Genomic DNA, 25,663 nt, shown 5'->3' on the forward strand with positions numbered 1-25,663 from the left:
CTAGGATGCCGGCATGCCCGCACTCGATCCGACGCCCACCGCTTTCATGCTCGACCTCGACGGCACGCTCGTCGATACCTTGGGCGACTTCGTTGCGGTGCTGAACCGTGTGATGGCCGACATGTCGCTGCCTGCCGTGCAACGTGACTTCGTCGAACACACGATCGGGCAGGGCAGCGAGCACCTGATCCGCAGCGTGCTGGCTGAAGTCGGTGCGTCGCAGGAGCACTACGAGCAGGCCTGGGCGCTCTACCAGCGCCACTACGAGGTGCTCAACGGCGAACACGCCGACGTGTTCCCCGGTGTCGTCGAAGGACTGGACGCGCTGAAGGCGCTCGGCCTGCCGATGGCCTGCCTGACCAACAAGCCCGCCGCGTTCGCGCGGGAACTGCTCAAGCGCAAGGGCTTGGACCGCTACTTCGACCGCGTCTTCGGCGGCGACGATTTCGAGCGCAAGAAGCCCCACCCGATGCCGCTGCTGAAGACCTGCGAGGCGCTCGGCTCAGCGCCGGCGACCACCTGGATGATCGGCGACTCCAGCAACGATGCCCGCGCCGCGCATGCCGCCGGCTGCCCGATCGCCCTCGTCAGCTACGGCTACAACCACGGCCAGCCGATCCGCGAGGTGCCCGCCGAGCGCTACATCGACCGGCTCGACGAACTGCTCGGCTGAAAGCAACGATGCGCCGTCCGGTTCAGGCGGAACGGCGCATCGGCGGGTGCCGGCCCCGGGGGACCGGGATCAGGTCCGTGCTCAGCGGCTGCTGCCCGCCGCGTTGCGGTTGCTGGTCACCGCTGCCGCCGCCTTGCCGCCGCCCAGCAGCGCCACCTTCAGGTCGCTGTCCGCCGGCGACTTGCCCAGCCAGATCTTCAGCAGCACGTTGAAGAAGTCCTCGCCCTTGATCGGGTCGCCGGGGATCAACTGGCCGTTGACGAAGACCACCGTGCCCGTCCCGGGGATGTAGTCCACGCCGAAGCTCTCGCCCGTCTTGAGCTTCTTCTTCTGCACGAAGATCTCCGACATGCGCAGCACGCCGGTGATCGAACGCCCGAATTCCTCGCGCGACGCGTTCTGCTCCATGCCCTTGGTGAAGAGCTTGCCCAGTTCCTCGCCGTCGATGTCGCGCAGCATCTGGATGTGGATGCGCTTGGGGCCGGTGTTGGCCAGCACCGCTTCCGGCGTGGCCGCCTTCGCATTCATGTACAGGCCGGCCGTGTAGACCTTGAAGATCGCCTTGTAGCGGATCCCCGCGCCGTTGAGCTGGAGCTTCTGGCCGGCCACCTCCGCGGTGCCGTCGTACTTGACGCCGGCCACCTCGATCGGTGCCGTGACCGCCGCCGCGGCGGCCGCGGAAGCGGCCGGGGGCGTCGATTGGGCCGACGCCACGAAGGGCGTCAGCGTCGCGGCCGCGAGCACGCCCGCGGCCATCAGGACTTTGCGCTTGGACATGTTGTCTCTTTCCCTCCAGGGGTCGGCCGACTCCACGGTCGACTCTGGGGCGAAGTATCCGCCAGGCATGCGAAGCAGGCCCCCCGGGAATCCTCCTGCCCACGCCGCCTGCTACACTGATCCGCACCATGTTTATCACGCGCAAGCACATCAAGGGGTCGAACGACCGGGGAGCCTGGCCCTGGCGATCCTGGTTCGACTTCACCTGAAGCCGCCTGCTGCTTGCCGCCCGCCGTCCACCCCTATCCCCCGGACGCGGGAACCGTCACACATCCTCTGCACCCTACCGTACGGGGCAGGTCCAACAGGCGACCTGAGTTAGCGCTTGCGCGCGCGTCGTGATGCCCTGCGTCACTGACGACACGCCGCATTCGACAAGAGGTTTGACGACGTGATCACCGAACTGGAATTCCAAAGCCTGGCCGCCGACGGCTACAACCGCATCCCGCTGATCAGCGAGGCCTTCGCGGATCTCGAGACCCCGCTCTCGCTCTACCTGAAGCTCTGCGCCGGCAACGGCCCGGGCCGCCACAGCTTCCTGCTGGAATCGGTGGTTGGCGGCGAACGCTTCGGCCGCTACTCCTTCATCGGCCTGCCCGCGCGCACCGTGTTGAAGAGCGAAGGCCCCGTCACCCGCGTGATCCGAGACGGCGCCGTGATCGAGACCCACGAGGGCGATCCGCTCGCCTTCATCGAGGCCTACCAGCAGCGCTTCAAGGTCGCGCTCAGACCCGGCATGCCGCGCTTCTGCGGCGGCCTGGCCGGCTACTTCGGCTACGACGCGGTGCGCTACATCGAACCGCGCCTGGCGGACTCCACGCCCGACGGCGGCCTGCCGACGCCCGACGTGATGCTGCTGCAGTGCGAGGAACTGGCCGTCATCGACAACCTGTCGGGCAAGCTCTACCTGATCGTGTACGCCGACCCCGGCCAGTCCGAGGCCTACTTCAAGGCGAAGAAGCGCCTCACCGAACTGAAGGACAAGCTGGGCTACTCGGTCGCCGCGCCGCGCGTCGCGCGGGCGCAGGCGCATCCGGTGGAGCGCGAGTTCGCGAAAGCCGATTTCCTCGCGTCGGTCGACAAGGCCAAGGCCTACATCGCCGCCGGCGACTGCATGCAGATCGTCTTCGGCCAGCGGCTGAAGAAGCGCTACACCGAGTCCCCGCTGAGCCTCTATCGCGCGCTGCGCTCGCTGAACCCCAGCCCCTACATGTACTTCTACGACATGGGGGACTTCCAGATCGTCGGCGCCTCGCCGGAGATCCTGGTGCGCCAGGAGCAGACGCCCGACGGCCGCAAGGTCACGATCCGCCCGCTGGCCGGCACGCGTCCGCGCGGCGGCACGCCGGAGCAGGACCAGGCGCTGGAGGTCGAGCTCAAGGCCGATCCGAAGGAACGCGCCGAGCACCTGATGCTGATCGACCTGGCCCGCAACGACATCGGCCGGATCGCGAAGACCGGCAGCGTCAAGGTGACGGACGCCTTCGCCGTCGAACGCTACTCGCACGTGATGCACATCGTCAGCAACGTCGAGGGCATCCTGAAACCTGGCGTGGGCAACATGGACGTGTTCCGCGCCAGCTTCCCGGCGGGCACCCTGTCGGGCGCGCCCAAGATCCGCGCGATGGAGATCATCGACGAGCTCGAGCCCGTCAAGCGCGGCATCTACGGCGGCGCTTGCGGCTACCTGAGCTTCGGCGGCGACATGGACCTGGCCATCGCGATCCGCACCGGCATCGTGATGGACCAGGTGCTTTACGTGCAGGCGGCGGCGGGCATCGTGGCGGACTCGGTCCCCGAGCTCGAATGGAAGGAGACCGAGGCCAAGGCGCGCGCGCTGCTGCGCGCCGCGGAACTGGTCGAAGAAGGTTTCTGAAGCTGAAGTGAACGAAGGAGCAAGAACATGCTGCTGATGATCGACAACTACGACAGCTTCACCTTCAACCTGGTGCAGTACTTCGCCGAACTCGGCGCCGAGGTGAAGACGGTCCGCAACGACCAGATCACGCTCGACGAGATCGCCGCCCTCAATCCGACGCACCTGGTGCTGTCGCCTGGCCCGTGCACGCCCAAGGAAGCCGGTGTCTGCGTGCCGGCGATCCAGCGTTTCATCGGCAAGATGCCGATCCTGGGCGTGTGCCTCGGCCACCAGAGCATCGGCGCCGCGCTGGGCGGCAACATCATCCGCGCCAAGGTGCAGATGCACGGCAAGTCCTCGACGATCACGACCGACACGCAGGGCGTCTTCAGCGGACTGCCCGATCGCTTCGACGTGATCCGCTACCACTCGCTGGCGATCGAGGAATCGACGATCCCCGCCGAGCTGGAGATCAGCGCCCGCAGCGAGGACGGCGAGATCATGGGCGTGCGTCACCGCGCGCTGGCCGGCACCGCGACGCCGCTGGAGGGCGTCCAGTTCCATCCCGAATCCATTCTCTCGGAGCACGGTCACGCGATGCTCAAGAACTTCCTGGAGTTGGCACGATGAACGAAGGCAGCAAGGCAGCAGGTCATCACCGCGCGATCGTCGATCTGCGCAGCGATACCGTCACCCAGCCCACCGCCGGCATGCGCGCCGCCATGGCGTCCGCGCCGCTGGGCGACGACGTCTTCGGCGACGACCCGAGCGTCAACGCGCTGCAGGCGGCGCTGGCGGAGCGGCTTGGCTTCGAGGCCGCGCTCTTCATGCCCACTGGCACGCAGAGCAACCTGTGTGCGTTGATGGCGCACTGCCAGCGCGGCGACGAATACATCGTCGGCCAGTTCGCCCACACCTACCGCTGGGAAGGCGGCGGCGCCGCGGTGCTGGGTTCGATCCAGCCGCAGCCGCTGAACCACGCGCCGGACGGCTCGCTGCCGCTGGCCGACATCGAAGCCAACATCAAGCCCGACGACGCGCACTTCGCGCGCACGCGGCTGCTGGCGCTCGAGAACACGATCGGCGGCAAGGTGCTGCCGATGGACTACCTCGCTGGCGCGTCCGAACTGGCGAAGCGCCACGGCCTGTCGCACCACCTCGACGGCGCCCGGATGTTCAACGCCGCGGTCGCGGTCGCCGCGGAGGATGGAAGCGATCCGTACGACGCGGCCAGGCGCATCTGCTCGCACTTCGACAGCGTGTCGGTCTGCTTCTCCAAGGGCCTGGGCGCGCCGGTCGGCTCGGTGCTGTGCGGGTCGCGCGAGCTCATCAAGAGCGCGCACCGCTGGCGCAAGATGCTCGGCGGCGGCATGCGCCAGGCCGGGCTGCTCGCATCGGCGGCGCACTACGCGCTCGATCACCAGGTGAAGCGCCTGGTCGAGGACCACGCGCTGGCCAAGCGCCTCGCCGAAGGGCTGCAAGGCCTGCCGGGCCTGACGGTCGAAGCGCCGCAGACCAACATCGTCTTCTGCGACGTCGACAAGGGCATCGCGGCGAAGCTGGTCGAGCATCTGAAGTCGGAAGGCGTGCTCACGACCGGGCTGTACAAGCTGCGTTTCGTGACCCACCTCGACGTGGACGCCGAAGGCGTCGACCGCGCGGTCGCGGCGACGCGCCGGTTCTTCAACGCCTGAGCGGGAGATCGCCATGCCCATCACCGACAACGAGGCGCTGACCCGCGTCATCGAGCACCGCGAGATCTTCCATGACGAGATGCTGGCGCTGATGCGCCGCATCATGAGCGGCGACATCTCGCCGGTCACCGCCGCGGCGATCCTGATCGGCCTGCGCGTCAAGAAGGAGACCATCGGCGAGATCACCGCCGCCGCGCAGGTGATGCGCGAGTTCTCCGTCAAGGTGCCGATCGAGGCGGGCCCGCATCTGGTCGACGTCGTCGGCACTGGCGGCGACGGCGCGCACACCTTCAACATCTCGACCTGCTCGATGTTCGTCGCGGCCGCGGCGGGCGCGCAGGTCGCCAAGCACGGCAACCGCAGCGTGTCGTCCAAGACCGGCAGCGCCGACGTGCTGGAGGCGCTCGGCGTGACGCTGTCGCTGCCGCCGCAGGCGGTGGCCGAGTGCGTGCGCAAGACCGGCATCGGTTTCATGTTCGCGCCCAACCACCACCCGGCGATGAAGAACATCGCGCCCGTCCGCAAGGAGCTGGGCGTGCGCACGATCTTCAACATCCTGGGGCCGCTGACCAACCCGGCCGATGCGCCCAACATCCTGATGGGCGTGTTCCATCCGGACCTCGTCGGCATCCAGGTCCGCGTGATGCAGCGCCTGGGCGCGCAGCACGCGGTGGTCGTCTACGGCAAGGACAACATGGACGAGATTTCGCTGGGCGCGGCGACGCTGGTCGGCGAGCTGAAGAACGGCGAGATCCGCGAGTACGAGATCCATCCCGAGGACTTCGGCATGCCGATGGTCGCGAGCCGCAATCTGCGCGTCAGCGGTCCGGAGGAGAGCCGGCAGGTGCTGCTGGGCGTGCTCGGCAACGAGCCCGGCGCGGCGCGCGACATCGTGCTGCTGAACGCGGGCGCGACGCTGTACGCGGCCAACGTCGTCGAGTCGATCGCCGACGGCATCGCGAAGGCGCGTGTCGCGATCGAGTCCGGCGCGGCCCGCGCGAAGCTGGATCAGTTCGTCGCCGAGACGCAGGCGCAGGCCGCCACGCACGCCTGAAGCGGATGAAACGCAGCGAGGCCGAGCTGGCCCCGCTCCGGTAGCGCCCGGCCCTGGTGCCGGGCATGAAGTGAGAGTGGTATGTCTGACATCCTGGATCGCATCAACGCCGTCAAGCGCGAGGAAGTCGCCGCCGCGTCGGCGCGTGTGCCGCTTGCGGCGCTCCGTGCCGAAGCCGAATCGCGCGCCGAGCCGACGCGCGGTTTCGTGAATGCGCTGCGCGCCAAGATCGCCGACGGCCGCAGCGGCGTCATCGCCGAGGTGAAGAAGGCCAGCCCGAGCAAGGGCGTGTTGCGCGAGGACTTCCGTCCGGCCGACATCGCCCGCAGCTACGAGCAGCACGGCGCGGCCTGCCTGAGCGTGCTGACCGACGCGCCGCATTTCCAGGGCTCGGTCGAGTTCCTGAAGCAGGCCCGCGCGGCCTGCGCGCTGCCGGTGCTGCGCAAGGACTTCATGATCGATCCGTACCAGGTCTACGAAGCGCGCACGATGGGCGCCGACTGCATCCTGCTGATCGCGGCGAGCCTGGACGACGGCTTGATGGCCGAGCTCGAGGACTGCGCGCTGGGCCTCGGCCTGGATGTGCTGGTCGAGGTGCACGATGGAGAGGAACTCGAGCGTGCGTTGCGGCTGAAGACACCGATGGTCGGCATCAACAACCGCAACCTGAAGACCTTCGAGGTCACTCTGGACACCACGCTCGGGCTGCTGAAGCAGGTGCCGGCGGATCGCCTGCTGGTGACCGAGTCCGGCATCCTAGTCCCCGCCGACGTGCAGCGCATGCGCGACGCGCAGGTCAACGCCTTCCTCGTCGGCGAGGCCTTCATGCGTGCGCCCGATCCGGGCGCTGCGTTGTCGGCGCTGTTCCGCTGATGGCTGCGACGCTCAAGACCCTCGACTGGTCGGCCGGGGACGGCTGGCAGCCCCTCATCGACGCCTGGCGCGCGAGCGCCGACGGGCAGCGCATCGAGGCGCTGCTGAAGGCGCGTCTCGCCGAGGGCGCGGTGATCTATCCGCCCGATCCGCTGCGCGCGCTGCGACTCACGCCGCTCACGAACGTCAAGGTCGTCATCGTCGGCCAGGACCCGTACCACGGGCCGGGGCAGGCGGAGGGGCTCTCGTTCTCCGTGCCGGTGGGAGAGAAGCTGCCGCCGTCGCTGCGCAACATCTTCAAGGAACTGCAGCGCGACCTGGGGCAGCAGCCGGCGATGTCGGGCCACCTCGGCGAATGGGCGCGGCGTGGCGTGCTGCTGCTCAACACCAGCCTCACGGTCGAGGACGGCGCCGCCGCCTCGCATGCGAAGAAGGGCTGGGAGTCGCTGACGGACGCGCTCATCGCGGCCACCGCGCAAGACCCGGCCCCCAAGGTCTACCTCCTCTGGGGTGCCCATGCGCAGGCGAAGGCGCCGTTGATCGAAGCCGCAGGTCACAAGCATCTGGTGCTGCAGGCCAACCATCCGTCGCCACTCTCGGCCACGCGCGGGCCCGCGCCTTTCATCGGCTGCGGCCATTTCTCGGCCGCCAGCCAGTGGCTGAAGGGGCAGGGCGTCGAGCTCGGCTGGTCTTTGGATTGACCGTCCTGCGGCGGCTGCCGGCCCTCACCCCCACCCTCTCCCGAAAGCGGGAGAGGGGGTAAAACGGGCACTCGATTCTTTCCTCGCAGAGCTATAACTGGTACGTTGGTGGTCATAACCACGCAACCCCTCTGAAAGGGGCTTCGACATCAGGGTTAAGTCCAGTGCGCTACCAATTGACGCTCTGCGTTTTTTGGTACTAAACTGGTATTAATCATGACAAGCCACCCCCTGGCGGACGCCTGGTCCGCTCCTCTGCAACCCCGCTTCGCGGGCGTCCGCTTCCTGGTGGGAGTGGATGGCGGAGGCACCGGCACGCGGGTCCGGCTGAGCGATGTCCACGGACAGTTGCTCGGCCAGGGATGGGCGGGGCCGTCGGCGCTGGGGCAGGGCATCGCCCAGGCCTGGCGCCACATCCAGATGGCCGTGCAGGAAGCGGCGGCCAAGGCCGGCATCGAGCGTCTGCCGCTCGGCGAGACCGCCATCGGACTCGGTCTCTCCGGTGCTGGCGTCGCGGCTCAGGCGCAGGCTTTCGTCGCGCAGCAGCCCGGCTATCTCCACATCGAACTCGTGAACGACGGCACCACCACCGTGATCGGCGCGCATGCGGGCCGGCCCGGTGGCGTGGTCGCGGCCGGTACCGGCACCGTGGGCGAGGCGCTGCGCGCCGACGGCTCGCTGGTCTGCGTCAGCGGCTGGGGCTGGATCGGCGGCGATGAGGGCAGCGGCGCGTGGCTCGGCATCCAGGCGATGCGCATCGCGCAGAAGGCCATGGACGGCCGCGTCGAGGCCGGTCCGCTGGCCCGCGCCGTGTGGGCCGCTGCCGGCTGCAAGAACGATCAGGACCGCGATGCCGTCAACGCCTGGGTCGCCCAGGCCGGACAGCATGCGTACGCGCAGTTGGCGCCGCTGGTGTTCGAGCAGTCAGAGGCCGATCCGGCCGCCGCCGCGCTCGTTGCGCAGGCGGTCGCGGAACTGGAGCAGCTCGCGCTCGCACTCGATCCGACGCGGCAGTTGCCGCTGTCGCTCGCGGGCAGCGTGGCGCAACGGCTCGCCGCGCTTTTCTCAGGCAACATTCGGGCCCGTTGCGTGTCGCCCCAGGGCGACTCGGCCGACGGCGCGCTGCGGCTGGTCCGCGGCGCTCTCTCCGACCCCCGTTGAAGACGAGAAGCCCGATGAGCACCAAGCTGCCCTTCCAGTTCAAGCCCGATTCCGCCGCCGCGTCGCCGCTGTACATGCAGCTGGCCCACAAGCTGGCGCAAGCGATCCGCGAAGGCCAGTACCAGGCCGACGAGGCCCTGCCGTCGGAACGTGTGCTCTCCGAGTCGCTCGACCTCTCCCGCGTCACCGCGCGCAAGGCGATCGACCGCCTCGTCGAGCAGGGCCTGATCGTGCGCAAGCGCGGCTCGGGCAACTACATCGCTCCCAAGCTGGAACAGCCGCTGTCGCGCCTGACCAGCTTCTCGGAAGAACTCCACCAGCGCGGCTTCAAGCCCAGCAGCCGCTGGCTGACGCGCGGCTTCGCCATGGCGGCGCCGGACGAGCAGCTCTCGCTCGGCCTGACGACCGGCCAGCGCGTCGCGCGCCTGGAACGCCTGCGCCTGGCGGACGCCGTGGTCATGGCCTATGAGCTCTCGATCCTGCCCGAGGCCGTGCTGCCGGATCCGCAGAAGGTCGAGTCCTCGCTGTACGAGCACCTGGCCCGCCACGGCGGCGCGCCGGTGCGCGCGCTGCAGCACATCCGCGCCATCAATGCGGACTCGCGCCTGGCCGGCCTGTTGCAGGTGCCGGTGGGACAGGCGGTGCTGTTCATCACCCGCGTGGGCTACCTCGACCAGGGTCAGGCCGTGGAGCTCACCCATTCCTACTGCCGCAGCGACTACTACGACTTCGTCGCGGAGATGAGGCGAGACGGATGACGACCCAGCACATCGACGGATTCATATTGACACCTGGCGGGTTCATCCGCGGTGTGCTGGAACATGACAAGGGACGCGTCGTCCGGATCGACGGGACGTCCGCGCCGGAGTACGACGTGCGCCACGGCGCGCAGGATCTGCCGATCGTGCTGCCGGGCTTCATCGATACGCACGTCCATGGCGGCGCGGGTCGGGACACGATGGAAGGCGGCGACGCCGCCGCGCAGCTGGCGAAGCTGCATGCGAAACACGGCACCACGTCGCTGCTCGCGACGACGATGACCGCGCCGCTGGACGAGATCCGGCAGGCGATGCGGGGTCTGGCCGAGCTCTGCGTCGTGCGTCCCGAAGGCGGTGCCCGCGTGCTGGGCGTGCACCTCGAAGGCCCGTACATCAATCCCGGCAAGCTCGGCGCACAGCCGGACTTCGCGAAGGCCGCGTCGATCGCCGAGATCCGCGACCTGCACGCGATCGCACCGATCCGGCTGATCACGCTGGCGCCCGAACTGCCCGGCAACCTCGACCTCGTCGCGCAGTTGCGCGTGGCGGGCTTCCAGGTCCAGATCGGCCACACGCTGGGCACCTACGAAGACGGCGTGGCCGCGCTCGGCCGCGGCGCCGGCGGCTTCACCCACCTGTTCAACGCGATGACGGGCCTGCACCACCGCGAGCCCGGCATGGTCGGCGCCGCGCTGGCGCACGCGCAGTACGCCGAGATCATCCCGGACCTGTTGCACGTGCATCCGGGCGCGATCCGCGTCGCGCTGCGCAGCATCCCGCACCTGTTCTGCGTCACCGATTCGACGGCCGCGGCCGGCATGCCCGATGGCGAGTACCGCCTCGGCCGCCACCGCGTCACCAAGTGTCTCGGCGGCGTGCGTCTGCCCGACGGCACGCTGGCCGGATCGACGCTGACGATGGACCAGGCGCTGCGCAACCTGGTGCTGAAACTGGGCCTGCCGATCGAGGACGCGTCCAGACGTGTCTCGACCAACGCGGCCGACTATTTGGGTCTGGACGATCGGGGCCGACTGGCACCGGGCGCCTGGGCGGATTTCGTGGTGATGGACCGTGGCTTGCAGTTGCAGTGCGTGGTCGTTGAAGGAGAAGCAATTGACCTCGCGAATGCTGGATGAAGCGCTGAGCGCGCCGCAGGTGGTGGCCCGTCAGCTGGCCGCCGATCAGAACGCCTACGCCGCCCTGGGCGACGCGCTGCGCGAGCAGCCGCCGACCTCGCTGCTGACGATCGCGCGCGGCAGCTCGGACCATGCGTCGCACTACCTCGCCTACCTGGTGATGGCGCGGCTGGGCCGGCTGGTGACCTCGCTGCCGATGTCGCTGATCACGCTCTACCAGAGCAAGATCGAGAGCCAGGGCCTGGTGTCCTTCGCGTTCTCGCAATCGGGCCAGAGCCCGGACCTGGTCTCGCCGACGCAATACTTCCGCGCCAACGGCGCGCGCACGGTGGCCTTCGTGAACGCGGACGGCTCGCCGCTGGAGGCCGCCGCGGAACACGTGTTCCGCCTGCATGCCGGCGTCGAGCAGAGCGTCGCCGCGACCAAGAGCTACATCGCGCAGCTGGTGGCGGGCGCGCGCGTCGTCGCGGCCTGGCAGGGCGACGAGGATCTGTCGGCCGCGCTGCAGACGCTGCCGCAGGCGATGGAGCAGGCCGCGAAGCAACGCTGGGACGTGGCGGTCGACGTGCTCAAGAGTGCGGACAAGCTGTTCGTCATCGGTCGCGGCACCTCGCTGCCGATCGCGCTGGAAGCGGCGCTGAAGTTCAAGGAGACCTGCGGCATCCAGGCCGAGGCCTTCTCAGGCGCGGAAGTGAAGCACGGTCCGATGGCGCTGGTGGAAGAGGGTTATCCGCTACTGGTCTTCGCGCCGCGCGGTCCCGCGCAGGCGGGGCTGCTGGCGCTGGCCGAAGAGATGCGAGGCCGCGGCGCGCGCGTGCTGCTGGCGGCGCCGGAAGGCACGCCGGGCGCCGAGCTGCCGCTGACCTGCACCGGCAACGAGGACCTCGATCCGATCACGGCGGTGCAGAGCTTCTATCCGATGGTCGAGGCGCTGGCGCAGGCGCGGGGCCTGAACCCCGACCAGCCGCGGCATCTGGCCAAGGTCACCAAGACGCATTGATCGCGTATCCGCGAATCCATTCCCCATCCCCAGCCGTCGACCCGCGGGCCAGGCAGAAGAGAGCGACATGAGCGAGACAGCATTCCATCCGGGCCGGCTGGTGATGGTGGACATCCAGGGCAAGACGCTGGATGCGGCGACCGCGGCCTTCCTGCGCGACAACAGGATCCGCGCGGTGTGCCTGTTCCGCAAGAACCTGGGCACCGAGGCGGAGGTCCGGAAACTCACGCAGGACCTGCGCGACGCGATGGGCGCGGACGCGCTGATCGGACTCGACCAGGAGGGCGGTTCCGTGGTGCGCGCGACCTTCCTGCCGCAGCCGCCGTCGGCGATGGCGCTGGGCGCGGCGGGTGACGAGCAGTTGGCCGAACAGGTCGGTGCCGCGGTGGCGCGCGGGCTGCGCGGCATCGGCATCAACTGGAACTTCGCGCCGGTCACCGACATCAACAACAACCCGGCCAATCCGGTGATCGCCGAGCGCAGCTTCGGTGAGACTGCGGACACCGTCACGCGCCTGGCCGGCGCGTGGATGAAAGGCTCGATGGCGGCGGGCGTCGCGTGCTGCATCAAGCACTTCCCGGGGCACGGCGATACGCACGTCGATTCGCACCTGGACCTGCCGACGGTCGAGAAGTCCCGCGCTGAGCTGGATGCGCTCGAACTGAAGCCTTTCCAGGCGCTGCGCGATGTCGCGCCGTCGATCATGACGGCGCACATCGTCTATCCGAAGATCGATCCGCAGTACCCGGCGACGCTGTCGAAGACGATCCTGGGCGGCATCCTGCGCGACGAGTACGGCTACGACGGCGTCGTCATCACCGACGCGCTGATGATGAAGGCCATCGCCGAGCGCTACGGTTATGCGAAGGCGGCGGTGCTGGCGATCAATGCCGGCGCCGACATGATCCTCGCGCAGGGCACGCTGGATGAGCAGGCGCAGGCGATCCATGCGCTGCAGGACGCGCTGACGCGCGGCGCCTTGAGCGTCGAGCGCGGTCGCCAGGCGGAGTCGCGACTGGACAAGCTCGCGCGCGACTTCCCCATCCGGTTCGACGACTACCGGGGGGCGCAGCGCGAGGCCGACGACGTGCTGATGCGTCGCGCGTGGGCCGCAGGCCTGAGCGCGCTGCGCGGCGCGAAGCCGCCGGCCGTCGACCGGCCGATCCGCGTGCTGGTGCAGGACGAGGTGCCGACCGACGGCGTGTCCGAGGCCGGCCCGACCGGTGCCCAGGTGCGTGCGCTGTTTGAGGGCTACGGCGATGTCGAGTTCGTCTCGCTCGGCGACATCGCGTCGCTCGACTGGTCCATCGTGCCGGCCGACGGCCGCTTCACGATCGTGGCCTCGACGCATCGCGCGCGCTACGGTGCCAATGCTGCCGCGTGGCAGCCCGATCTGCACCTGGTGCTGTGGAATCCGTTCCAGGCGCTGGATGTCTCGGCCCCCACGGTGATCAGCTGGGGCTACGCCGACGGCGCGCTGGGTGCGCTCGGCGCCTGGCTGCAAGGCCGCGGCGAAGCCGGCGGCCAGTCGCCGGTCACGCTGGATTGAAGCCGGCGCACGCCGCCCCGCACAGCACCCGCATCGCACCGAGGTCCTCCCCATGAGCTCTTCGAAGCTTCCCCCCGCCGCCGGAGCACCGAGCGAGCGCAGCCCCATCCGCTGGGTGTCCAGCCTGTACTTCGTGCAGGGCATGCAGTTCTTCGTCGTCATGCTGATCGCCGGCCTGATGTTCAAGAACATGGGCGTCGCCAACGACCAGATCGCGCGATGGACCGGCCTGCTGGGCCTGGCCTGGGCGTTCAAGCCGCTGTGGAGCCCGTTCCTGGAACTGGCGCGCAGCAAGAAGCTGATCGTCGTCGCGGGGCAGTACACGGGAGCCGCAGGTCTGGGCCTGATGGCGGTGGCGCTGCAGCTGCCCATGTGGTTCGCGGCCAGCATCGCGGTGCTGTTCCTCCTGGCCTATGCGTCGGCGACGCATGACATCGCCTGCGACGGGCTCTACATGGCCTCGCTCGACGACAAGCAGCAGGCGGCCTACGCCGGCTGGCAGGGCGCGTTCTTCAATGCGTCGAAGTTCCTGACGCTCGGCGGACTGCTGGTGCTGGCCGGGCATCTGGAGCGCGGCATCGGCGTGATGAACGCGTGGTCCGTGATCTTCGCGATGCTGGCGGTGCTGCTGTTCGTGCTGGCCAGCTACAACGCCTATGCCTTGCCCGGCACGCTCAATACCGATCACGGCGATCTCACCGTCGAGGGCGTCTGGGAGACCCTGGAAGAGGTGATCCGCGATTTCCTCAGCAAGCCCGGCATCTGGCTGATGATCCTGTTCATCGTGATGTTCCGCTTCGCGGAAGGACAGGTGCAGACGATCGGGCCCCTGTTCCTGATCGAGCCGCGCGAGAAGGGTGGACTGGGTCTGACGACGGAACAGGTCGGCGGGATCTACGGCACCGTGGGCACGGCGGCGTTCCTGGTCGGCAGCATCGTCGGCGGCTATTTCACGAGCTGGTTGAGCCTGCGCCGCGCGATGCCGTTCCTGATCGTGGCGATGGCGGTGCCGAACGCGACCTTCTACTACCTGGCCGTGACGATGCCGGCGGACCTGTGGCATGTCGGCTTCGCCGTGGCGGTCGAGATGCTGGGGTACGGCTTCGGCTTCGTCGGGATGATCCTGTACATCATGCAGGCCGTGGCGCCTGGCAAGTACCAGACGGCGCACTACGCGCTGGGTTCGGGCGTGATGCAGCTGGGCTTCATCCTGTCCAAGACCATCAGTGGCGACATCCAGATCGCGATGGGCTACGAGCACTTCTTCCTGTGGACGATCGGCTGCGGCGTGCCGGCGTTGATCCTGCTGATGTTCATCCGCATGCCCGGCAAGTCGGAGAAGCCGCCGGCGAGCGCGGTGGAGTCCGCCGAACCCGTGGAGCGCGTCGTATGAAGACCTGGCTCGCCGCGACGCTGGCCGTCGCGACCTTCTCCGCGCATGCCGGCCGGGAGCCGGCGTTCTTCTTCGACGATTTCAACTACGCCGACACGGCGGCGATGTTCCGGCAGGGCTGGACGGCGCGCAGCGCGGCTGGCCATCCGGGGCTGCCCGGCGCGCGCTGGGCGCCCGAGGCGTTGAGCCTCGTCGACGGCAAGCTGCGTCTGCGCGGCACGACGGACGGCACCGGCGCGGGCACGACACAGGTGCAGGTCTGCCACCAGCGCAAGTACCTCGCCGGCACCTACGCCGCGCGGGTGCGCTTCAGCGATTCGCCGGTGAGCGGCGCCGACGGCGATCCGGTGATCCAGACCTTCTACGTGGTCAGCCCGCTGAAGCACGACTTCGATCCCGAGTTCAGCGAGCTCGACTGGGAGTACCTGCCTAACGGCGGCTGGGGCAGCGAGAAGACGCGGATCTACGGCATCACCTGGCACACGGTACGGCTGGACCCCTGGCTGGCCTTCAACCAGCAGCACGAGGAGTTCGGCGCACTGGGCGCGCCGGGCAAGGATTGGCACACGCTGGTGATGCAGGTCGCGAACGGCCGCACGCACTGGTTCATCGACGGCCGCAAGGTCGACGAGCACGGCGGGCGGAACTATCCGGTGGTGCCGATGTCGATCAACTTCAACCTGTGGTTTTCGCCGGAGGGGCCGCTGCCGCAGGGTCCCGCGGGCGGCCCGCCGCGTGTGTACGAAGAGGACGTCGACTGGGTCTTCCACGTGAAGGACACCGTGCTGAGTCCGGCCCAGGTCGAGGCGCAGGTGAAGCGCTGGCGTGCCGGCGGCGTCGCGCGACTCGACCAGGTCCCGGCCGCCGAGCCCGCGCTCGAGAGCCGCTGCGATTTCTGATCCTTCCGACCTCATTCCCATGAACGCTCCCTCGAAACGCATCGCGTCCGTCGACGCGCTGCGCGGCCTGGCCGTGGCCGCGATGCTGCTGGTCAACAACCCCGGCGACTGGGGCTACGTCTACGCACCGCTGGAACACGCGGCCTGGAACGGCTGGACGCCGACGGACCTGGTGTTCCCGTTCTTCCTGTTCATCGTGGGCGTGTCGTTGTCGCTCGCGATGGGCGCGCGCATCGAGGCCGGCGACGGCGATGCGCTGCGTGGCACCGTGATCAAGCGCGGGCTGCGCATCGTGGTGCTCGGACTGTTGCTGCACGCGCTGGCGTGGTGGCTGATGGGCAAGCCGGCCTTGCGCATTCCCGGCGTGCTGCAACGCATCGGCCTGTGCTTCGCCTTCACCGGGTTGATCGCCATACAGTGGCGGGCGACGGGGCAGCGCCTCTGGATCGCGGCGCTGCTTTTCGGCTACGGCGCGCTGCTGCTGTGGGGTGGTCCGCTCGACAAGGCCGGCAACATCGCCAGCCGGATCGATGCATGGCTGCTGGGACCGCATGGCTACGAGTGGGATCCGGTCACCGGGCTCGGCCATGATCCCGAAGGCATCGTCGCCACGCTGGGCGCGCTCGCGACGACGCTGCTCGGCTGGCGTTGCGGCGAGGCGCTGCGCACCGGCGCGCTGAAGCAGCTCGCGACCATCGGGCTCACCGCGGCGGCGGCGGGCTTCGCGCTCGACGCGATCGGCCTGATGCCGATCAACAAGAACCTGTGGACGCCGTCGTTCGTGCTCTTCACCGGCGGGCTGGCCGCGCTGGCGCTGCTCGGCGCGCATGGGCTGATCGATCGCCGCGGCTGGCCGCCGCTGTTCCGCAGCTTCGGCGTCAACGCGATCGCCGCTTACGCCGGCGCGTGGTGCTGCACCGTCGCGCTCGTGGGCTTCGGCTGGATGGACCCGGTCTATGCGCACGGCTTCGGCTGGCTGGAGCCGATCGTCGGACCGTACGGGCGCTCGCTCGCCTTCGCGCTGGTGTTCGTCGCCGTGTGGTGGGCGATCGTGCGCGTGCTCGACCGGCGCCGCTGGTACTGGAAGATCTGAGCGGGCCGCGACCTCACAATACCGATCCATGAGCCCGGAGACCTTCGCCATTCGCATGCCGCCCGACATCCGCGCGGTGCGGGTCGGCGAGCACCCGGTCGTTGTCATCGACGATTTCATGGCGCATCCGCAGGCCCTGGTCGAGGCGGCCTGCCAAGCCCGCTTCGAGCGCTGCCCGGGCGCGGACGAGCGCAAAGGCTATCCAGGGCTGCGAGCGCCGGTGCCTGCGGCCTATACCGAACGCCTGACCGAGCTGCTCGACCCGCTGATCCGGCTGAACTTCGGCGTTCCCGATGAATTGCCGCTGCGCAAGTCGCCGTGCGCCTTCTCGCTGACGACGGTGGCACCCGAGGACCTGGGACCCCTGCAGCGGGTGCCGCATTTCGATGCCAGCACGCCGCACTTCATGGCCGTGATGCTCTACCTCTGCGACGAGCGCCATGGCGGCACCGCCTTCTATCGCCACAAGGCCAGTGGCCTGCAGCAGATCACCGCCGATCAGCGCGAACGCTACGGCGACCTGATCTATGCGGAGATGGCGCGCAACCCGGCACCGCCGCGCTATTTCAGCGACTCGGACGACTGCTTCGAGCTGCTGGGCATGCTGCCGGCGCGATTCAACCGCCTGGTGGCCTACCGGGGCAGCCTGCTGCATTCGGCCATCGTCAACCCCGCGACGGGGCTCAGCAGCGACCCGCGCCTGGGCCGGCTGACCATCACCACCTTCTACGACTTCTAGCGCACGAGCGCTGCCGGTCGGCGGACAAGGCCCCCTTGCTTGCGCGGCTGCTCGGCTGCTCAGCCGCGGCGCAATGAAAAAAGCCCGGCAGCTGCCGGGCTTTCGAGGTGACGCAGCGGCGTCGGTCAGAACTTCGCGCTCAGGCCCACCTTGTAGGTGGTCTCGCCCTTGAAGCTCCAGGCCGGGTAGCCGGCGCGCAACGGGTCCTTGATGGCGGTGTTGGAGGCCGCGGCGGCGCCGTATTGGACGTCGTCTTCCTTGGTCAGGTTGATCGCCTCGAACGACAGCCGCAGGTTCTTGGTGATGTTCCAACCCACGCTGGCGTCCAGCGTGCCGTAGTCATCGTGCATGCGGTTGCCGTACCAGTACGCGCCTTCGCGGATCATGTACTTCGAGCGCCAGTTGTAGGCCAGGCGGGCGTAGTACTGCTCGTTCTCGTAGTAGCCGACCAGGTTCACGTTGTGCTTGGAGGACTGGGTGAACACGCCCAGCTGGTCCAGGTAGCTGCTGGCCGGCGCCGTGCCTTCGGTGAAGGTGTAGTTGCCCTGCGCGCCGAAGCCGTTGCCGAAGGCGTGGTTGGCCTGCAGTTCCAGCCCGCGGATCCTGCCGCCGCCGGCGTTCTGGAAGCTCTGCACCGTCCAGTTGTCGACGCCGGTCTTGGGGTCGACCAGGCCGACCTTCTGGTTCGGCGTGGCGTTGGCGACGACGAAGTTGGAGATGTCCTTGACGAAGTAGGTGGCCGACATCATGTTGCCGCGGCCGTAGTAGTACTCCAGGCCGATGTCGGCTTGGCTCGACTTCATCGGCTTGAGGCCGATGTTGCCGATGGTCCAGGTCTCGTTGCCGTTGCGGTCGTCGTTGTAGCCGGACACCGTCACGCCGAACATGTTGGCGAAGTTCGGGCGGGTGATGGCCTGCGAGGCGGTGGCCCGCAGCACCAGGTTGCTCTTCAGGTCGAAGGCCAGGTTGATGCTCGGCAGCACGTCGTTGTAGGACGACTTGGTCGACGCGGTGGTCGTCGCCCAGTTCTGGTTGCCGGCGTACTGGTCGGCCGGGGTCACGCCGTCGAACTTGTAGCCGGTGCTGGTGGCCTTGGTGGAGACGTAGCGCACGCCGAAATTGCCGCGCAGGCCCTTGGTCTCGAACTCGAACATGCCGTAAGCCGAACGGTTCTTCTCGTTCAGCTCGCCATAGCCGGAGCGGTCCTCGACCCAGCCGGCGATGTTCCGGTTGGTGTTGTCCAGCATCGCGCCGATGTTGGCGCGCGGCACCGTCCAGCCGCCGACGTTCACCGAGCCGTCGAACAGGCTGGAGGTGGCGACCGGGGTGATCGTCGCGTTCCAGATCGGGCGGTAGCTGCGCTTTTCGAAGGTGTGGTCGGCAAAGCGCACGCCGGTCTTGAAGGCGTTGATGATGCCCCAGTCCAGGTCGAAGGTGGCGTCGAGCTGGCCGAACTTTTCCTTGTCCTTGTTGGGGCCGGCGGAGGTGGCCCAGGTCTCCGGCGACATCTGCGCCGGCAGGGCGCCGATGCCCCAGGACTGGTTGTTGCTCGGGTTGATGCTGATCTGCTTGCCGGTGGCGTCGATCGTGCCCTGCCAGTTCGGCCGCGTGAAGGGGCCGGCGGCGCCATCGAAGGCGGCGGTCTGGTAGTTGGTGGTGGCCGAAGTGCCGCCGTCCGCCTTGGTCGTGCCGACGACGAGGTCGAACTTGGCGCTGCCGAGGGTGTAGTGGGCGTCGGCCACAGCGCTTTCCGAGTCCATGCTGGCGCCGCGCGCCCAGACCTGGAAGAACTTGTGCGGCAGCGGGTTGGCGGCCGTGGTCGTGCTGTGCAGGCACATGCCGTTCGGGTTGAAGTCTGACTTGACCTCGGTATTGCGCTTGTCGCAATTCGCGTCATGCATCAGGTAGTCGCTGGCGTTGGAGCTGTCGGAATCCAGCTTCAGCTTCAGCAGGTTCAGGCCGACTTCGAAGCCCTCGACCGGGCGCGCCTGCAGGGCGACGTTGAACGAGGTGCGCTTGCGCTCCGCCACGAAGGCGGTGGGGGCCACGTCGCTGTTCCAGCGGCTGTCGGCCTCGACACCGCGGCGGATGTAGTCGCCCTTGGACAGGCCGGCGGCGACCAGCACGCCCAGGGTGCGGCCCTCGTTGCGCCAGCTGTACAGACCGGAGACTTCCTTCTCCGAGTCGCTGATGGTGCCGTCGCCATAGCGCACGCTGCCGAAGACCGTGTTGGCCTTCAGGTCCAGGGGCTTGCGGGTCTTGACGATCACCGTGCCGCCGATGCCGCCTTCGGTCAGGTTGGCCTGCGAGGACTTGTAGACCTCCATGCCGCCGATCATTTCGGAGGGCAGCAGCGAATAGTTGAACGACCGGTCGATGTCCATCTGGTCATACCAGCCGGTGGACGCGACGGTCTGGCCGTTCAGCGTGGTGTATGTCATCTGCGGGTCGGTGCCGCGGATCGACACCGAAGCGCCTTGGCCGAACGCCCGACCCACCGAAATGCCGGGGATGCGGCCGAGGGCCTGGCCGACGTCGGAGTCGGGAAGCTTGCCCACGTCCTCGGCGGTCACAGCGTCCACGACGGCGCTGGCGTTCTTCTTGATGTTGGCCGCCGATTCCAGCGACGCGCGGATGCCGGTAACCACCACCTGGTCCAGCTGCGTGTTGTTGTCCTTTTTCTGTTCCTGGGCCTGCACGGCGAACGCCGCGCTCAGCAACGTCAGCGTCACCGCTGCCGCGATTGGGGTCTTGTTGACCTTCATGATGAACTGCTCCTCGAGTGGCCAGGGAGTTGTGGCCGTGATGAAGACTTGGCACCTGAAATCACGACACCCTTCGGCGGAGTGGCATGCAGCTGGCGCCCCCGATACACCTCAATGCAACCAATGCCATGCCACTATAACGAGCGGTAAAGCCACTTTGCTACCAGTTTCAGGCCGGTGTTTTCCCTGCTGTGGCATCGCCGCGACCCGCATGGACAGCGGTGTCCGGGTGCCTGAGGTCAGGGGTCTGGTCGCTCCGTGAGGTGGCCGGCAATGGAGACCACTTGGTCGCAAATTGGTATTAAGAGTGGTCCGTATCGCGGCGTGGGGAAGTGTGCGCTGGGGCGCGTTCAGGGTGGGGTGGCGCACTCAGCAGCATTGGCTGCCCGGCTTAATCGCTAGAGAGCGGCAATCGCACGCGAGCGGTCTTCGGTGGATTTTTTGTTTGCGCCAACAAATAACGGTGCTATAGTCATGGGCTTGCCTTGGAGGGGTGGCCGAGTGGTTAAAGGCAGCAGACTGTAAATCTGCCCGCTAACGCGTACGCTGGTTCGAATCCAGCCTCCTCCACCAAGGCAGACCAATGCAAGAGCAACGAAGCGGGTGATCGTCACCCGCTTCGCGGTTCAAGCGGTTGGGATTGGAAAACTCCCGGGCGGGAGTAGTTCAATGGTAGAACCTTAGCCTTCCAAGCTAATGACACGGGTTCGATTCCCGTTTCCCGCTCCATCGGAAGTTCTAGGTATCGTGTCGAGATATCGACACAGGTTTGCTGATAAGGTCATCAATCCTGTGTCGATGCCCATGTGGCTCAGTGGTAGAGCACTCCCTTGGTAAGGGAGAGGTCGCGCGTTCGATCCGCGCCATGGGCACCACAACTCTTCTATCCCGTTTCTTGATTGATCTGATCGCCAGGAGCGCATGATGGCAAAAGGCAAGTTTGAACGTACCAAGCCGCACGTGAACGTGGGCACGATTGGTCACGTTGACCACGGCAAGACCACGCTGACGGCCGCGATCGCGACCGTGCTGTCGAAGAAGTTCGGCGGCGAAGCGAAGGCGTACGACCAGATCGACGCGGCGCCGGAAGAAAAGGCTCGTGGCATCACGATCAACACCGCGCACGTCGAGTACGAGACGGCCAACCGCCACTACGCGCACGTTGACTGCCCGGGGCACGCCGACTATGTGAAGAACATGATCACGGGCGCGGCACAGATGGATGGTGCGATCCTGGTGTGCTCGGCCGCTGACGGCCCGATGCCCCAGACCCGCGAGCACATCCTGCTGGCGCGTCAGGTCGGTGTGAAGTTCATCATTGTCTTCCTGAACAAGTGCGACATGGTGGACGACGCCGAGCTGCTGGAGCTGGTGGAGATGGAAGTCCGCGAGCTGCTGAGCAAGTACGACTTCCCCGGCGACGACACGCCGATCATCAAGGGTTCGGCCAAGCTGGCGCTGGAAGGCGACACGGGCGATCTGGGCGAGCAGGCCATCATGCGCCTGGCTGACGCGCTGGACACCTACATCCCCCAGCCGGACCGTGCCATTGACGGCGCGTTCCTGCTGCCGGTGGAAGACGTGTTCTCGATCTCGGGCCGTGGCACCGTGGTGACGGGTCGTGTCGAGCGCGGCATCATCAAGGTCGGCGAGGAAATCGAGATCATCGGTATCCGCGAAGTCCAGAAGACGACCGTGACCGGCGTGGAAATGTTCCGCAAGCTGCTGGACCAGGGCCAAGCTGGTGACAACGTCGGTATCCTGCTGCGCGGCACCAAGCGTGAAGACGTCGAGCGCGGTCAAGTGCTGGCCAAGCCCGGCTCGATCAAGCCGCACACCCACTTCACCGCTGAGATCTATGTTCTGAGCAAGGAAGAGGGCGGCCGCCACACCCCGTTCTTCAACAACTACCGTCCCCAGTTCTATTTCCGCACGACGGACGTGACTGGCGCCGTGGAGCTGCCGAAGGACAAGGAAATGGTCATGCCTGGCGACAACGTCAGCATCACCGTGAAGCTGATCGCTCCGATCGCCATGGAGCAGGGTCTGCGCTTCGCCATCCGTGAAGGCGGTCGTACCGTCGGCTCGGGCGTCGTGGCAACGATCATCGAGTAATTCAAGTTTGAGGCCACAGGGGCATAGCTCAATTGGCAGAGCGTCGGTCTCCAAAACCGAAGGTTGGGGGTTCGAGACCCTCTGCCCCTGCCAACGATCAGCGATAAGCGAACGTTGGTCCTAGTGGTCAAGGCAAGCCCGCGGGAGTTATCTCGGCGGGCTTTGCTGCTGGTGGGTTCGTCCAAATGTTTGGACGGACAAAGGCTGCGACATCGCGTCGTGGCACGGAAGTGAGTTCAATGTCCAATCCTCAAGTCGAAACCGTCACGACGGGCGCCGACAAGGTCAAGCTGGCTGGCGCCGTGGTGCTGCTGGTCGCGGCCATCGTGGCGTTCTATGTGTTGAGCAAGCAAGGTCCGTGGGTGCAATGGGGCGCCCTGCTGGTCCTGCTGGCGGCCGCCGTGGCTGCGTTCTTCACGTCGGAGTCCGGCAAGTCGCTGATCGCCTATGGTCAGGATTCGATCAAGGAAGTGGGCAAGGTGGTCTGGCCGACCCATAAGGAGGCCCGCCAGATGACCTTGTACGTGTTCGCGTTCGTCGTCGTGATGGCGCTGTTCCTGTGGCTCACCGACAAGACGCTGGAGTGGGTGTTCTACGACCTGATCCTGGGTTGGAAGCGCTGAGTCGGAACGGATAGGGACCAAGATGAGCGAAGATCAAAACGTCGTTGCGACCGAGTCGACCGCGCCCGCTGGCCCGGCCAAGCGCTGGTATGTCGTCCACGCCTATTCGGGCATGGAAAAGGCTGTCGAGCGCAATCTGCGTGAACGCATCGACCGCGCCGGCATGCAGGACAAGTTCGGCCGCATCCTGGTACCGACCGAAGAAGTCGTCGAGCTGAAGAACGGCAAGAAGGCCGTGACCGAGCGCCGCTTCTTCCCGGGTTACGTGCTGGTCGAGATGTTCATGGATGACGACAGCTGGCATCTGGTCAAGCACACGTCGAAGGTCACCGGTTTCGTCGGTGGCGCGAAGAACCGCCCGGCGCCGATCTCGGAAGCCGAGGTCATGAAGATCGTCAACCAGATGCAGGAAGGCGTCGACAAGCCGCGTCCGAAGGTGGAGTGGATCGTCGGCGAGATCGTCCGCGTCAAGGAAGGCCCGTTCACCGACTTCAACGGCAGCATCGAGGAAGTCAACTACGACAAGTCGAAGCTGCGCGTCTCGGTCACGATCTTCGGTCGTGCGACGCCTGTCGAACTGGATTTCGCGCAGATCGAAAAGGTCTGAGCGCGCAAGAACAGCGTGGCGGCCTCGGCCGCCATTCGCCGTTTCAAAGTTGAGAGCTTGAAGGTGCTAGACGGCGCAAGCCGGCACAACCTTCCGTGACCAGTCCGCAACGAGAGGCGGACAAGAGGAGCAAGGGTAAGTCTCTGACCAGCCCCTTGCGTTAGCACTCAGGCGATGCGGCGTGGCCGTCGCGTTGCCATCAGGAGAAAACATGGCCAAGAAGATTGTCGGCTACATCAAGCTGCAAATCCCGGCTGGCAAGGCGAACCCGTCGCCTCCGGTCGGTCCCGCGCTGGGTCAGCGTGGTCTGAACATCATGGAATTCTGCAAGGCGTTCAACGCCCAGACGCAGAGCTATGAGCCGGGCCTCAAGCTGCCCGTCGTGATCACCGCCTTCGCGGACAAGAGCTTCACCTTCATCATCAAGTCGCCCCCGGCGACCGTGCTGATCAAGAAGGCTGCCAAGATCGAGAAGGGCTCGCAGCGCCCCCATCTGGACAAGGTCGGCAAGCTGACCCGCGCCCAGCTGGAAGAGATCGCCAAGACCAAGCAGAAGGACCTGACGGCCGCCGACATGGATGCCGCTGTCCGTACCATCGCCGGCTCCGCCCGCTCGATGGGCATCATCGTGGAAGGTGTCTGACATGGCCAAGCTGACCAAGCGTCAACAAGCCCTGCAGGGCAAGGTGGAATCGACCAAGCTGTACGCGTTGTCCGACGCGCTCAACCTGGTCAAGGAATGCGCCACCGCCAAGTTCGATGAAGCCATCGACGTGTCGATCCAGTTGGGTGTCGACGCGAAGAAGTCGGACCAGGTGGTCCGTGGCGCCGTCGTGATGCCCAACGGCATCGGCAAGACCACGCGCGTCGCCGTGTTCGCCCAAGGCGCCAAGGCTGAAGAAGCCAAGGCCGCCGGCGCCGACGTCGTCGGCATGGAAGACCTGGCCGAACGCGTCAAGGCGGGCGACATGCCCTTCGACGTCGTGATCGCCTCGCCGGACACCATGCGTGTCGTCGGTACCCTGGGTCAGATCCTGGGCCCGCGCGGCCTGATGCCGAACCCGAAGGTCGGCACCGTGACCCCGGACGTCGCCACCGCCGTCAAGAACGCCAAGGCTGGTCAAGTCCAGTTCCGCGTCGACAAGGCCGGCATCATCCACGGCACGATCGGCCGTCGCTCGTTCGACACCGACAAGCTGGAAGGCAACCTGCGCGCGCTGATCGAAGCCCTGAACAAGGCCAAGCCGGCCTCGAGCAAGGGCATCTACCTGCGCAAGGTCGCTGTCTCGTCGACGATGGGCGTTGGTGCCCGCGTGGACGTCGGCACGATCAACGCCGCAGCGGCCGCCTAAGCTGCATTCAATTGAGGCATCGCGCGAGTCTGGCGCGAAGCTGATGAATTGGTGGGCTGGCCGGAGTGATCCGGCCAGGTCATCCAAGACCGCTGGCGAGAGATCCCGCAGTTCTGGGGAGATCGCTTAATCGGAGGTTCCTGCCTCCAGCCAGCGCAGATGGCGGTCCCGCTGAAAGGATTCGAATCGCGATGCGTCGCGATGGGTTCCTGACAGGAGGTCGCTGATTCCGGTGCCCGAGACGCGATGGTCAAACATCGCATCGAGGGCGAAATGTGAGGAGTAGACCTTGAGTCTCAATCGCAACGAGAAAGCAGCCGTCGTGTCCGACGTGGCAGCGCAAGCCGCCAAGTCCCAGACGCTGGCGTTGGCTGAGTATCGTGGCCTCACCGTTGAAGCCCTGAACAAGCTGCGCGTCACCGCGCGTGCCCAAGGCGTGTACCTTCATGTCCTGAAGAACACCCTGGCGCGCCGTGCTGTCGCCGGCACCTCGTTCGAGGCTGCAACGGATGCCATGGTCGGCCCGCTGATCTACGGCTTTTCGGAAGACGCTGTCGCGGCTGCCAAAGTCATCGCTGACTTTGCCAAGACCAACGACAAGCTCGTCATCAAGGGTGGTGCCTACGGCGGCAAGGCTCTGGACGTCAACGGCGTGAAGGCGCTGGCGGCTGTTCCGAGCAAGGAAGTCCTGCTGTCGCAGATCGCCGGCCTGCTCAAGTCGCCGGTGCAACGCACCGCGGCCGTGCTGGCTGCCCTGGCTCAGCAGAAGGGTGGCGGCGCCGAAGCCGTCGCCGAAGAAGCTCCCGCCGCGGCCTGATCGACGCTGCATTCGCGCATTCAAAT

24 protein-coding genes and 4 tRNA genes are annotated in these 25,663 nt (G+C 67.0%); 26 read left to right on the top strand and 2 right to left on the bottom strand.

The features are described from left to right. Positions 1-13 precede the first annotated feature (13 nt). Complete coding sequence (gene gph, locus AC07OZ_RS11710; protein WP_495467294.1) at positions 14-673, top strand: phosphoglycolate phosphatase; 660 nt, start codon at positions 14-16, stop codon at positions 671-673. A gap of 81 nt (positions 674-754) precedes the next feature. On the opposite strand, the gene AC07OZ_RS11715 is transcribed toward gph, so the two are convergent. Further along, complete coding sequence (locus AC07OZ_RS11715; RefSeq protein ID WP_495467295.1) at positions 755-1,450, bottom strand: chalcone isomerase family protein; 696 nt, start codon at positions 1,448-1,450, stop codon at positions 755-757. A gap of 391 nt (positions 1,451-1,841) precedes the next feature. Between AC07OZ_RS11715 and trpE the strand changes: the two genes are divergently transcribed. From trpE to AC07OZ_RS11790, 15 genes are all read left to right on the top strand, one after another. Then, the gene (gene trpE, locus AC07OZ_RS11720) at positions 1,842-3,326 is read left to right on the top strand and encodes an anthranilate synthase component I (RefSeq protein ID WP_495467296.1); all 1,485 of its coding nucleotides are present in this window, start codon (positions 1,842-1,844) and stop codon (positions 3,324-3,326) included. Positions 3,327-3,353: 27 nt separating this feature from the next. Continuing rightward, positions 3,354-3,938 (top strand): anthranilate synthase component II, encoded by a 585-nt coding sequence (locus AC07OZ_RS11725; protein WP_495467297.1) that lies wholly within the window; start codon positions 3,354-3,356, stop codon positions 3,936-3,938. Beyond that, complete coding sequence (gene ltaE, locus AC07OZ_RS11730; protein WP_495467298.1) at positions 3,935-5,002, top strand: low-specificity L-threonine aldolase; 1,068 nt, start codon at positions 3,935-3,937, stop codon at positions 5,000-5,002. The genes AC07OZ_RS11725 and ltaE overlap by 4 nt, the downstream gene beginning before the upstream one ends. Before the next feature lie 13 nt (positions 5,003-5,015). Then, positions 5,016-6,056 carry an anthranilate phosphoribosyltransferase gene (gene trpD / locus AC07OZ_RS11735; protein ID WP_495467299.1) on the top strand — a complete coding sequence of 347 codons (1,041 nt, stop codon included), beginning with the start codon at positions 5,016-5,018 and terminating at the stop codon, positions 6,054-6,056. Positions 6,057-6,137: 81 nt separating this feature from the next. Beyond that, positions 6,138-6,929, top strand: coding sequence for an indole-3-glycerol phosphate synthase TrpC (gene trpC / locus AC07OZ_RS11740; RefSeq protein ID WP_495467300.1), 792 nt, complete (start codon positions 6,138-6,140; stop codon positions 6,927-6,929). Then, positions 6,929-7,630: a uracil-DNA glycosylase gene (locus AC07OZ_RS11745; RefSeq protein ID WP_495467301.1), complete on the top strand. Its 702-nt coding sequence runs from the start codon at positions 6,929-6,931 to the stop codon at positions 7,628-7,630. Before trpC ends, AC07OZ_RS11745 begins: the two co-directional genes overlap by 1 nt. 216 nt (positions 7,631-7,846) lie before the next feature. Further along, complete coding sequence (locus AC07OZ_RS11750) at positions 7,847-8,791, top strand: glucosamine kinase nucleotide-binding domain-containing protein (RefSeq protein ID WP_495467302.1); 945 nt, start codon at positions 7,847-7,849, stop codon at positions 8,789-8,791. Between the two features lie 14 nt (positions 8,792-8,805). Continuing rightward, positions 8,806-9,549 carry a GntR family transcriptional regulator gene (locus tag AC07OZ_RS11755; protein ID WP_495467303.1) on the top strand — a complete coding sequence of 248 codons (744 nt, stop codon included), beginning with the start codon at positions 8,806-8,808 and terminating at the stop codon, positions 9,547-9,549. After that, positions 9,546-10,685 (top strand): N-acetylglucosamine-6-phosphate deacetylase, encoded by a 1,140-nt coding sequence (gene nagA / locus AC07OZ_RS11760; protein WP_495467304.1) that lies wholly within the window; start codon positions 9,546-9,548, stop codon positions 10,683-10,685. Before AC07OZ_RS11755 ends, nagA begins: the two co-directional genes overlap by 4 nt. Then, positions 10,675-11,685 (top strand): SIS domain-containing protein, encoded by a 1,011-nt coding sequence (locus AC07OZ_RS11765; RefSeq protein WP_495467377.1) that lies wholly within the window; start codon positions 10,675-10,677, stop codon positions 11,683-11,685. The genes nagA and AC07OZ_RS11765 overlap by 11 nt, the downstream gene beginning before the upstream one ends. Before the next feature lie 67 nt (positions 11,686-11,752). Then, positions 11,753-13,234: a beta-N-acetylhexosaminidase gene (gene nagZ, locus AC07OZ_RS11770; RefSeq protein WP_495467305.1), complete on the top strand. Its 1,482-nt coding sequence runs from the start codon at positions 11,753-11,755 to the stop codon at positions 13,232-13,234. A gap of 52 nt (positions 13,235-13,286) precedes the next feature. Next, entirely contained in the window at positions 13,287-14,627 is a 1,341-nt protein-coding gene (locus tag AC07OZ_RS11775; protein WP_495467306.1) for an MFS transporter, read from the top strand. Then, positions 14,624-15,526 carry a glycoside hydrolase family 16 protein gene (locus AC07OZ_RS11780; protein ID WP_495467307.1) on the top strand — a complete coding sequence of 301 codons (903 nt, stop codon included), beginning with the start codon at positions 14,624-14,626 and terminating at the stop codon, positions 15,524-15,526. Before AC07OZ_RS11775 ends, AC07OZ_RS11780 begins: the two co-directional genes overlap by 4 nt. A gap of 19 nt (positions 15,527-15,545) precedes the next feature. After that, a complete protein-coding gene (locus AC07OZ_RS11785) occupies positions 15,546-16,619 on the top strand; it encodes an acyltransferase family protein (RefSeq protein WP_495467308.1) in 1,074 nt (357 codons plus the stop codon). Between the two features lie 28 nt (positions 16,620-16,647). Beyond that, the gene (locus AC07OZ_RS11790; protein WP_495467309.1) at positions 16,648-17,358 is read left to right on the top strand and encodes a DUF6445 family protein; all 711 of its coding nucleotides are present in this window, start codon (positions 16,648-16,650) and stop codon (positions 17,356-17,358) included. Positions 17,359-17,483: 125 nt separating this feature from the next. Here AC07OZ_RS11790 and AC07OZ_RS11795 read toward each other — a convergent pair whose 3' ends face one another. Continuing rightward, positions 17,484-20,123, bottom strand: a complete 2,640-nt coding sequence (locus tag AC07OZ_RS11795; protein ID WP_495467310.1) for a TonB-dependent receptor — start codon at positions 20,121-20,123, stop codon at positions 17,484-17,486. Between the two features lie 487 nt (positions 20,124-20,610). On the opposite strand from AC07OZ_RS11795, the gene AC07OZ_RS11800 reads away from it, so the two are divergent. The 10 genes from AC07OZ_RS11800 (at position 20,611) to rplJ (ending at position 25,637) form a co-directional block, all read left to right on the top strand. Beyond that, positions 20,611-20,696: transfer RNA gene (locus AC07OZ_RS11800), tRNA-Tyr, on the top strand. Positions 20,697-20,778: 82 nt separating this feature from the next. Next, a tRNA-Gly gene (locus AC07OZ_RS11805) sits at positions 20,779-20,852 on the top strand. A 71-nt stretch (positions 20,853-20,923) separates the two neighbouring features. Beyond that, positions 20,924-20,998, top strand: a tRNA-Thr gene (locus tag AC07OZ_RS11810). A 49-nt stretch (positions 20,999-21,047) separates the two neighbouring features. Further along, on the top strand, positions 21,048-22,238 hold the full coding sequence (gene tuf / locus AC07OZ_RS11815; protein WP_067278870.1) for an elongation factor Tu: 1,191 nt from the start codon (positions 21,048-21,050) through the stop codon (positions 22,236-22,238). Between the two features lie 17 nt (positions 22,239-22,255). Continuing rightward, a tRNA-Trp gene (locus AC07OZ_RS11820) sits at positions 22,256-22,331 on the top strand. A 146-nt stretch (positions 22,332-22,477) separates the two neighbouring features. Then, complete coding sequence (gene secE / locus AC07OZ_RS11825; RefSeq protein ID WP_067278903.1) at positions 22,478-22,861, top strand: preprotein translocase subunit SecE; 384 nt, start codon at positions 22,478-22,480, stop codon at positions 22,859-22,861. Between the two features lie 22 nt (positions 22,862-22,883). Then, positions 22,884-23,468, top strand: coding sequence for a transcription termination/antitermination protein NusG (nusG, locus tag AC07OZ_RS11830; protein WP_067278900.1), 585 nt, complete (start codon positions 22,884-22,886; stop codon positions 23,466-23,468). Positions 23,469-23,679: 211 nt separating this feature from the next. Continuing rightward, entirely contained in the window at positions 23,680-24,111 is a 432-nt protein-coding gene (gene rplK / locus AC07OZ_RS11835) for a 50S ribosomal protein L11 (protein WP_067278896.1), read from the top strand. A 1-nt stretch (position 24,112) separates the two neighbouring features. Beyond that, entirely contained in the window at positions 24,113-24,820 is a 708-nt protein-coding gene (gene rplA / locus AC07OZ_RS11840) for a 50S ribosomal protein L1 (protein WP_495467311.1), read from the top strand. A 289-nt stretch (positions 24,821-25,109) separates the two neighbouring features. Beyond that, the gene (rplJ, locus tag AC07OZ_RS11845; protein WP_088409119.1) at positions 25,110-25,637 is read left to right on the top strand and encodes a 50S ribosomal protein L10; all 528 of its coding nucleotides are present in this window, start codon (positions 25,110-25,112) and stop codon (positions 25,635-25,637) included. Positions 25,638-25,663: the final 26 nt, after the last annotated feature.

This window comes from Roseateles sp. GW821-FHT09G03 (assembly GCF_059416045.1).

Excerpts from the sequence above, each read along its gene's own strand:
- gph (WP_495467294.1), top strand. The coding sequence starts at position 14 with ATGCCCGCACTCGATCCGACGCCCACCGCTTTCATGCTCGACCTCGAC.
- AC07OZ_RS11715 (WP_495467295.1), bottom strand. The coding sequence starts at position 1,450 with ATGTCCAAGCGCAAAGTCCTGATGGCCGCGGGCGTGCTCGCGGCCGCG.
- AC07OZ_RS11725 (WP_495467297.1), top strand. The coding sequence starts at position 3,354 with ATGCTGCTGATGATCGACAACTACGACAGCTTCACCTTCAACCTGGTG.
- ltaE (WP_495467298.1), top strand. The coding sequence starts at position 3,935 with ATGAACGAAGGCAGCAAGGCAGCAGGTCATCACCGCGCGATCGTCGAT.
- trpD (WP_495467299.1), top strand. The coding sequence starts at position 5,016 with ATGCCCATCACCGACAACGAGGCGCTGACCCGCGTCATCGAGCACCGC.
- trpC (WP_495467300.1), top strand. The coding sequence starts at position 6,138 with ATGTCTGACATCCTGGATCGCATCAACGCCGTCAAGCGCGAGGAAGTC.
- AC07OZ_RS11745 (WP_495467301.1), top strand. The coding sequence starts at position 6,929 with ATGGCTGCGACGCTCAAGACCCTCGACTGGTCGGCCGGGGACGGCTGG.
- AC07OZ_RS11750 (WP_495467302.1), top strand. The coding sequence starts at position 7,847 with ATGACAAGCCACCCCCTGGCGGACGCCTGGTCCGCTCCTCTGCAACCC.
- AC07OZ_RS11755 (WP_495467303.1), top strand. The coding sequence starts at position 8,806 with ATGAGCACCAAGCTGCCCTTCCAGTTCAAGCCCGATTCCGCCGCCGCG.
- nagA (WP_495467304.1), top strand. The coding sequence starts at position 9,546 with ATGACGACCCAGCACATCGACGGATTCATATTGACACCTGGCGGGTTC.
- AC07OZ_RS11765 (WP_495467377.1), top strand. The coding sequence starts at position 10,675 with ATGCTGGATGAAGCGCTGAGCGCGCCGCAGGTGGTGGCCCGTCAGCTG.
- nagZ (WP_495467305.1), top strand. The coding sequence starts at position 11,753 with ATGAGCGAGACAGCATTCCATCCGGGCCGGCTGGTGATGGTGGACATC.
- AC07OZ_RS11775 (WP_495467306.1), top strand. The coding sequence starts at position 13,287 with ATGAGCTCTTCGAAGCTTCCCCCCGCCGCCGGAGCACCGAGCGAGCGC.
- AC07OZ_RS11780 (WP_495467307.1), top strand. The coding sequence starts at position 14,624 with ATGAAGACCTGGCTCGCCGCGACGCTGGCCGTCGCGACCTTCTCCGCG.
- AC07OZ_RS11785 (WP_495467308.1), top strand. The coding sequence starts at position 15,546 with ATGAACGCTCCCTCGAAACGCATCGCGTCCGTCGACGCGCTGCGCGGC.
- AC07OZ_RS11790 (WP_495467309.1), top strand. The coding sequence starts at position 16,648 with ATGAGCCCGGAGACCTTCGCCATTCGCATGCCGCCCGACATCCGCGCG.
- AC07OZ_RS11795 (WP_495467310.1), bottom strand. The coding sequence starts at position 20,123 with ATGAAGGTCAACAAGACCCCAATCGCGGCAGCGGTGACGCTGACGTTG.
- tuf (WP_067278870.1), top strand. The coding sequence starts at position 21,048 with ATGGCAAAAGGCAAGTTTGAACGTACCAAGCCGCACGTGAACGTGGGC.
- secE (WP_067278903.1), top strand. The coding sequence starts at position 22,478 with ATGTCCAATCCTCAAGTCGAAACCGTCACGACGGGCGCCGACAAGGTC.
- nusG (WP_067278900.1), top strand. The coding sequence starts at position 22,884 with ATGAGCGAAGATCAAAACGTCGTTGCGACCGAGTCGACCGCGCCCGCT.
- rplK (WP_067278896.1), top strand. The coding sequence starts at position 23,680 with ATGGCCAAGAAGATTGTCGGCTACATCAAGCTGCAAATCCCGGCTGGC.
- rplA (WP_495467311.1), top strand. The coding sequence starts at position 24,113 with ATGGCCAAGCTGACCAAGCGTCAACAAGCCCTGCAGGGCAAGGTGGAA.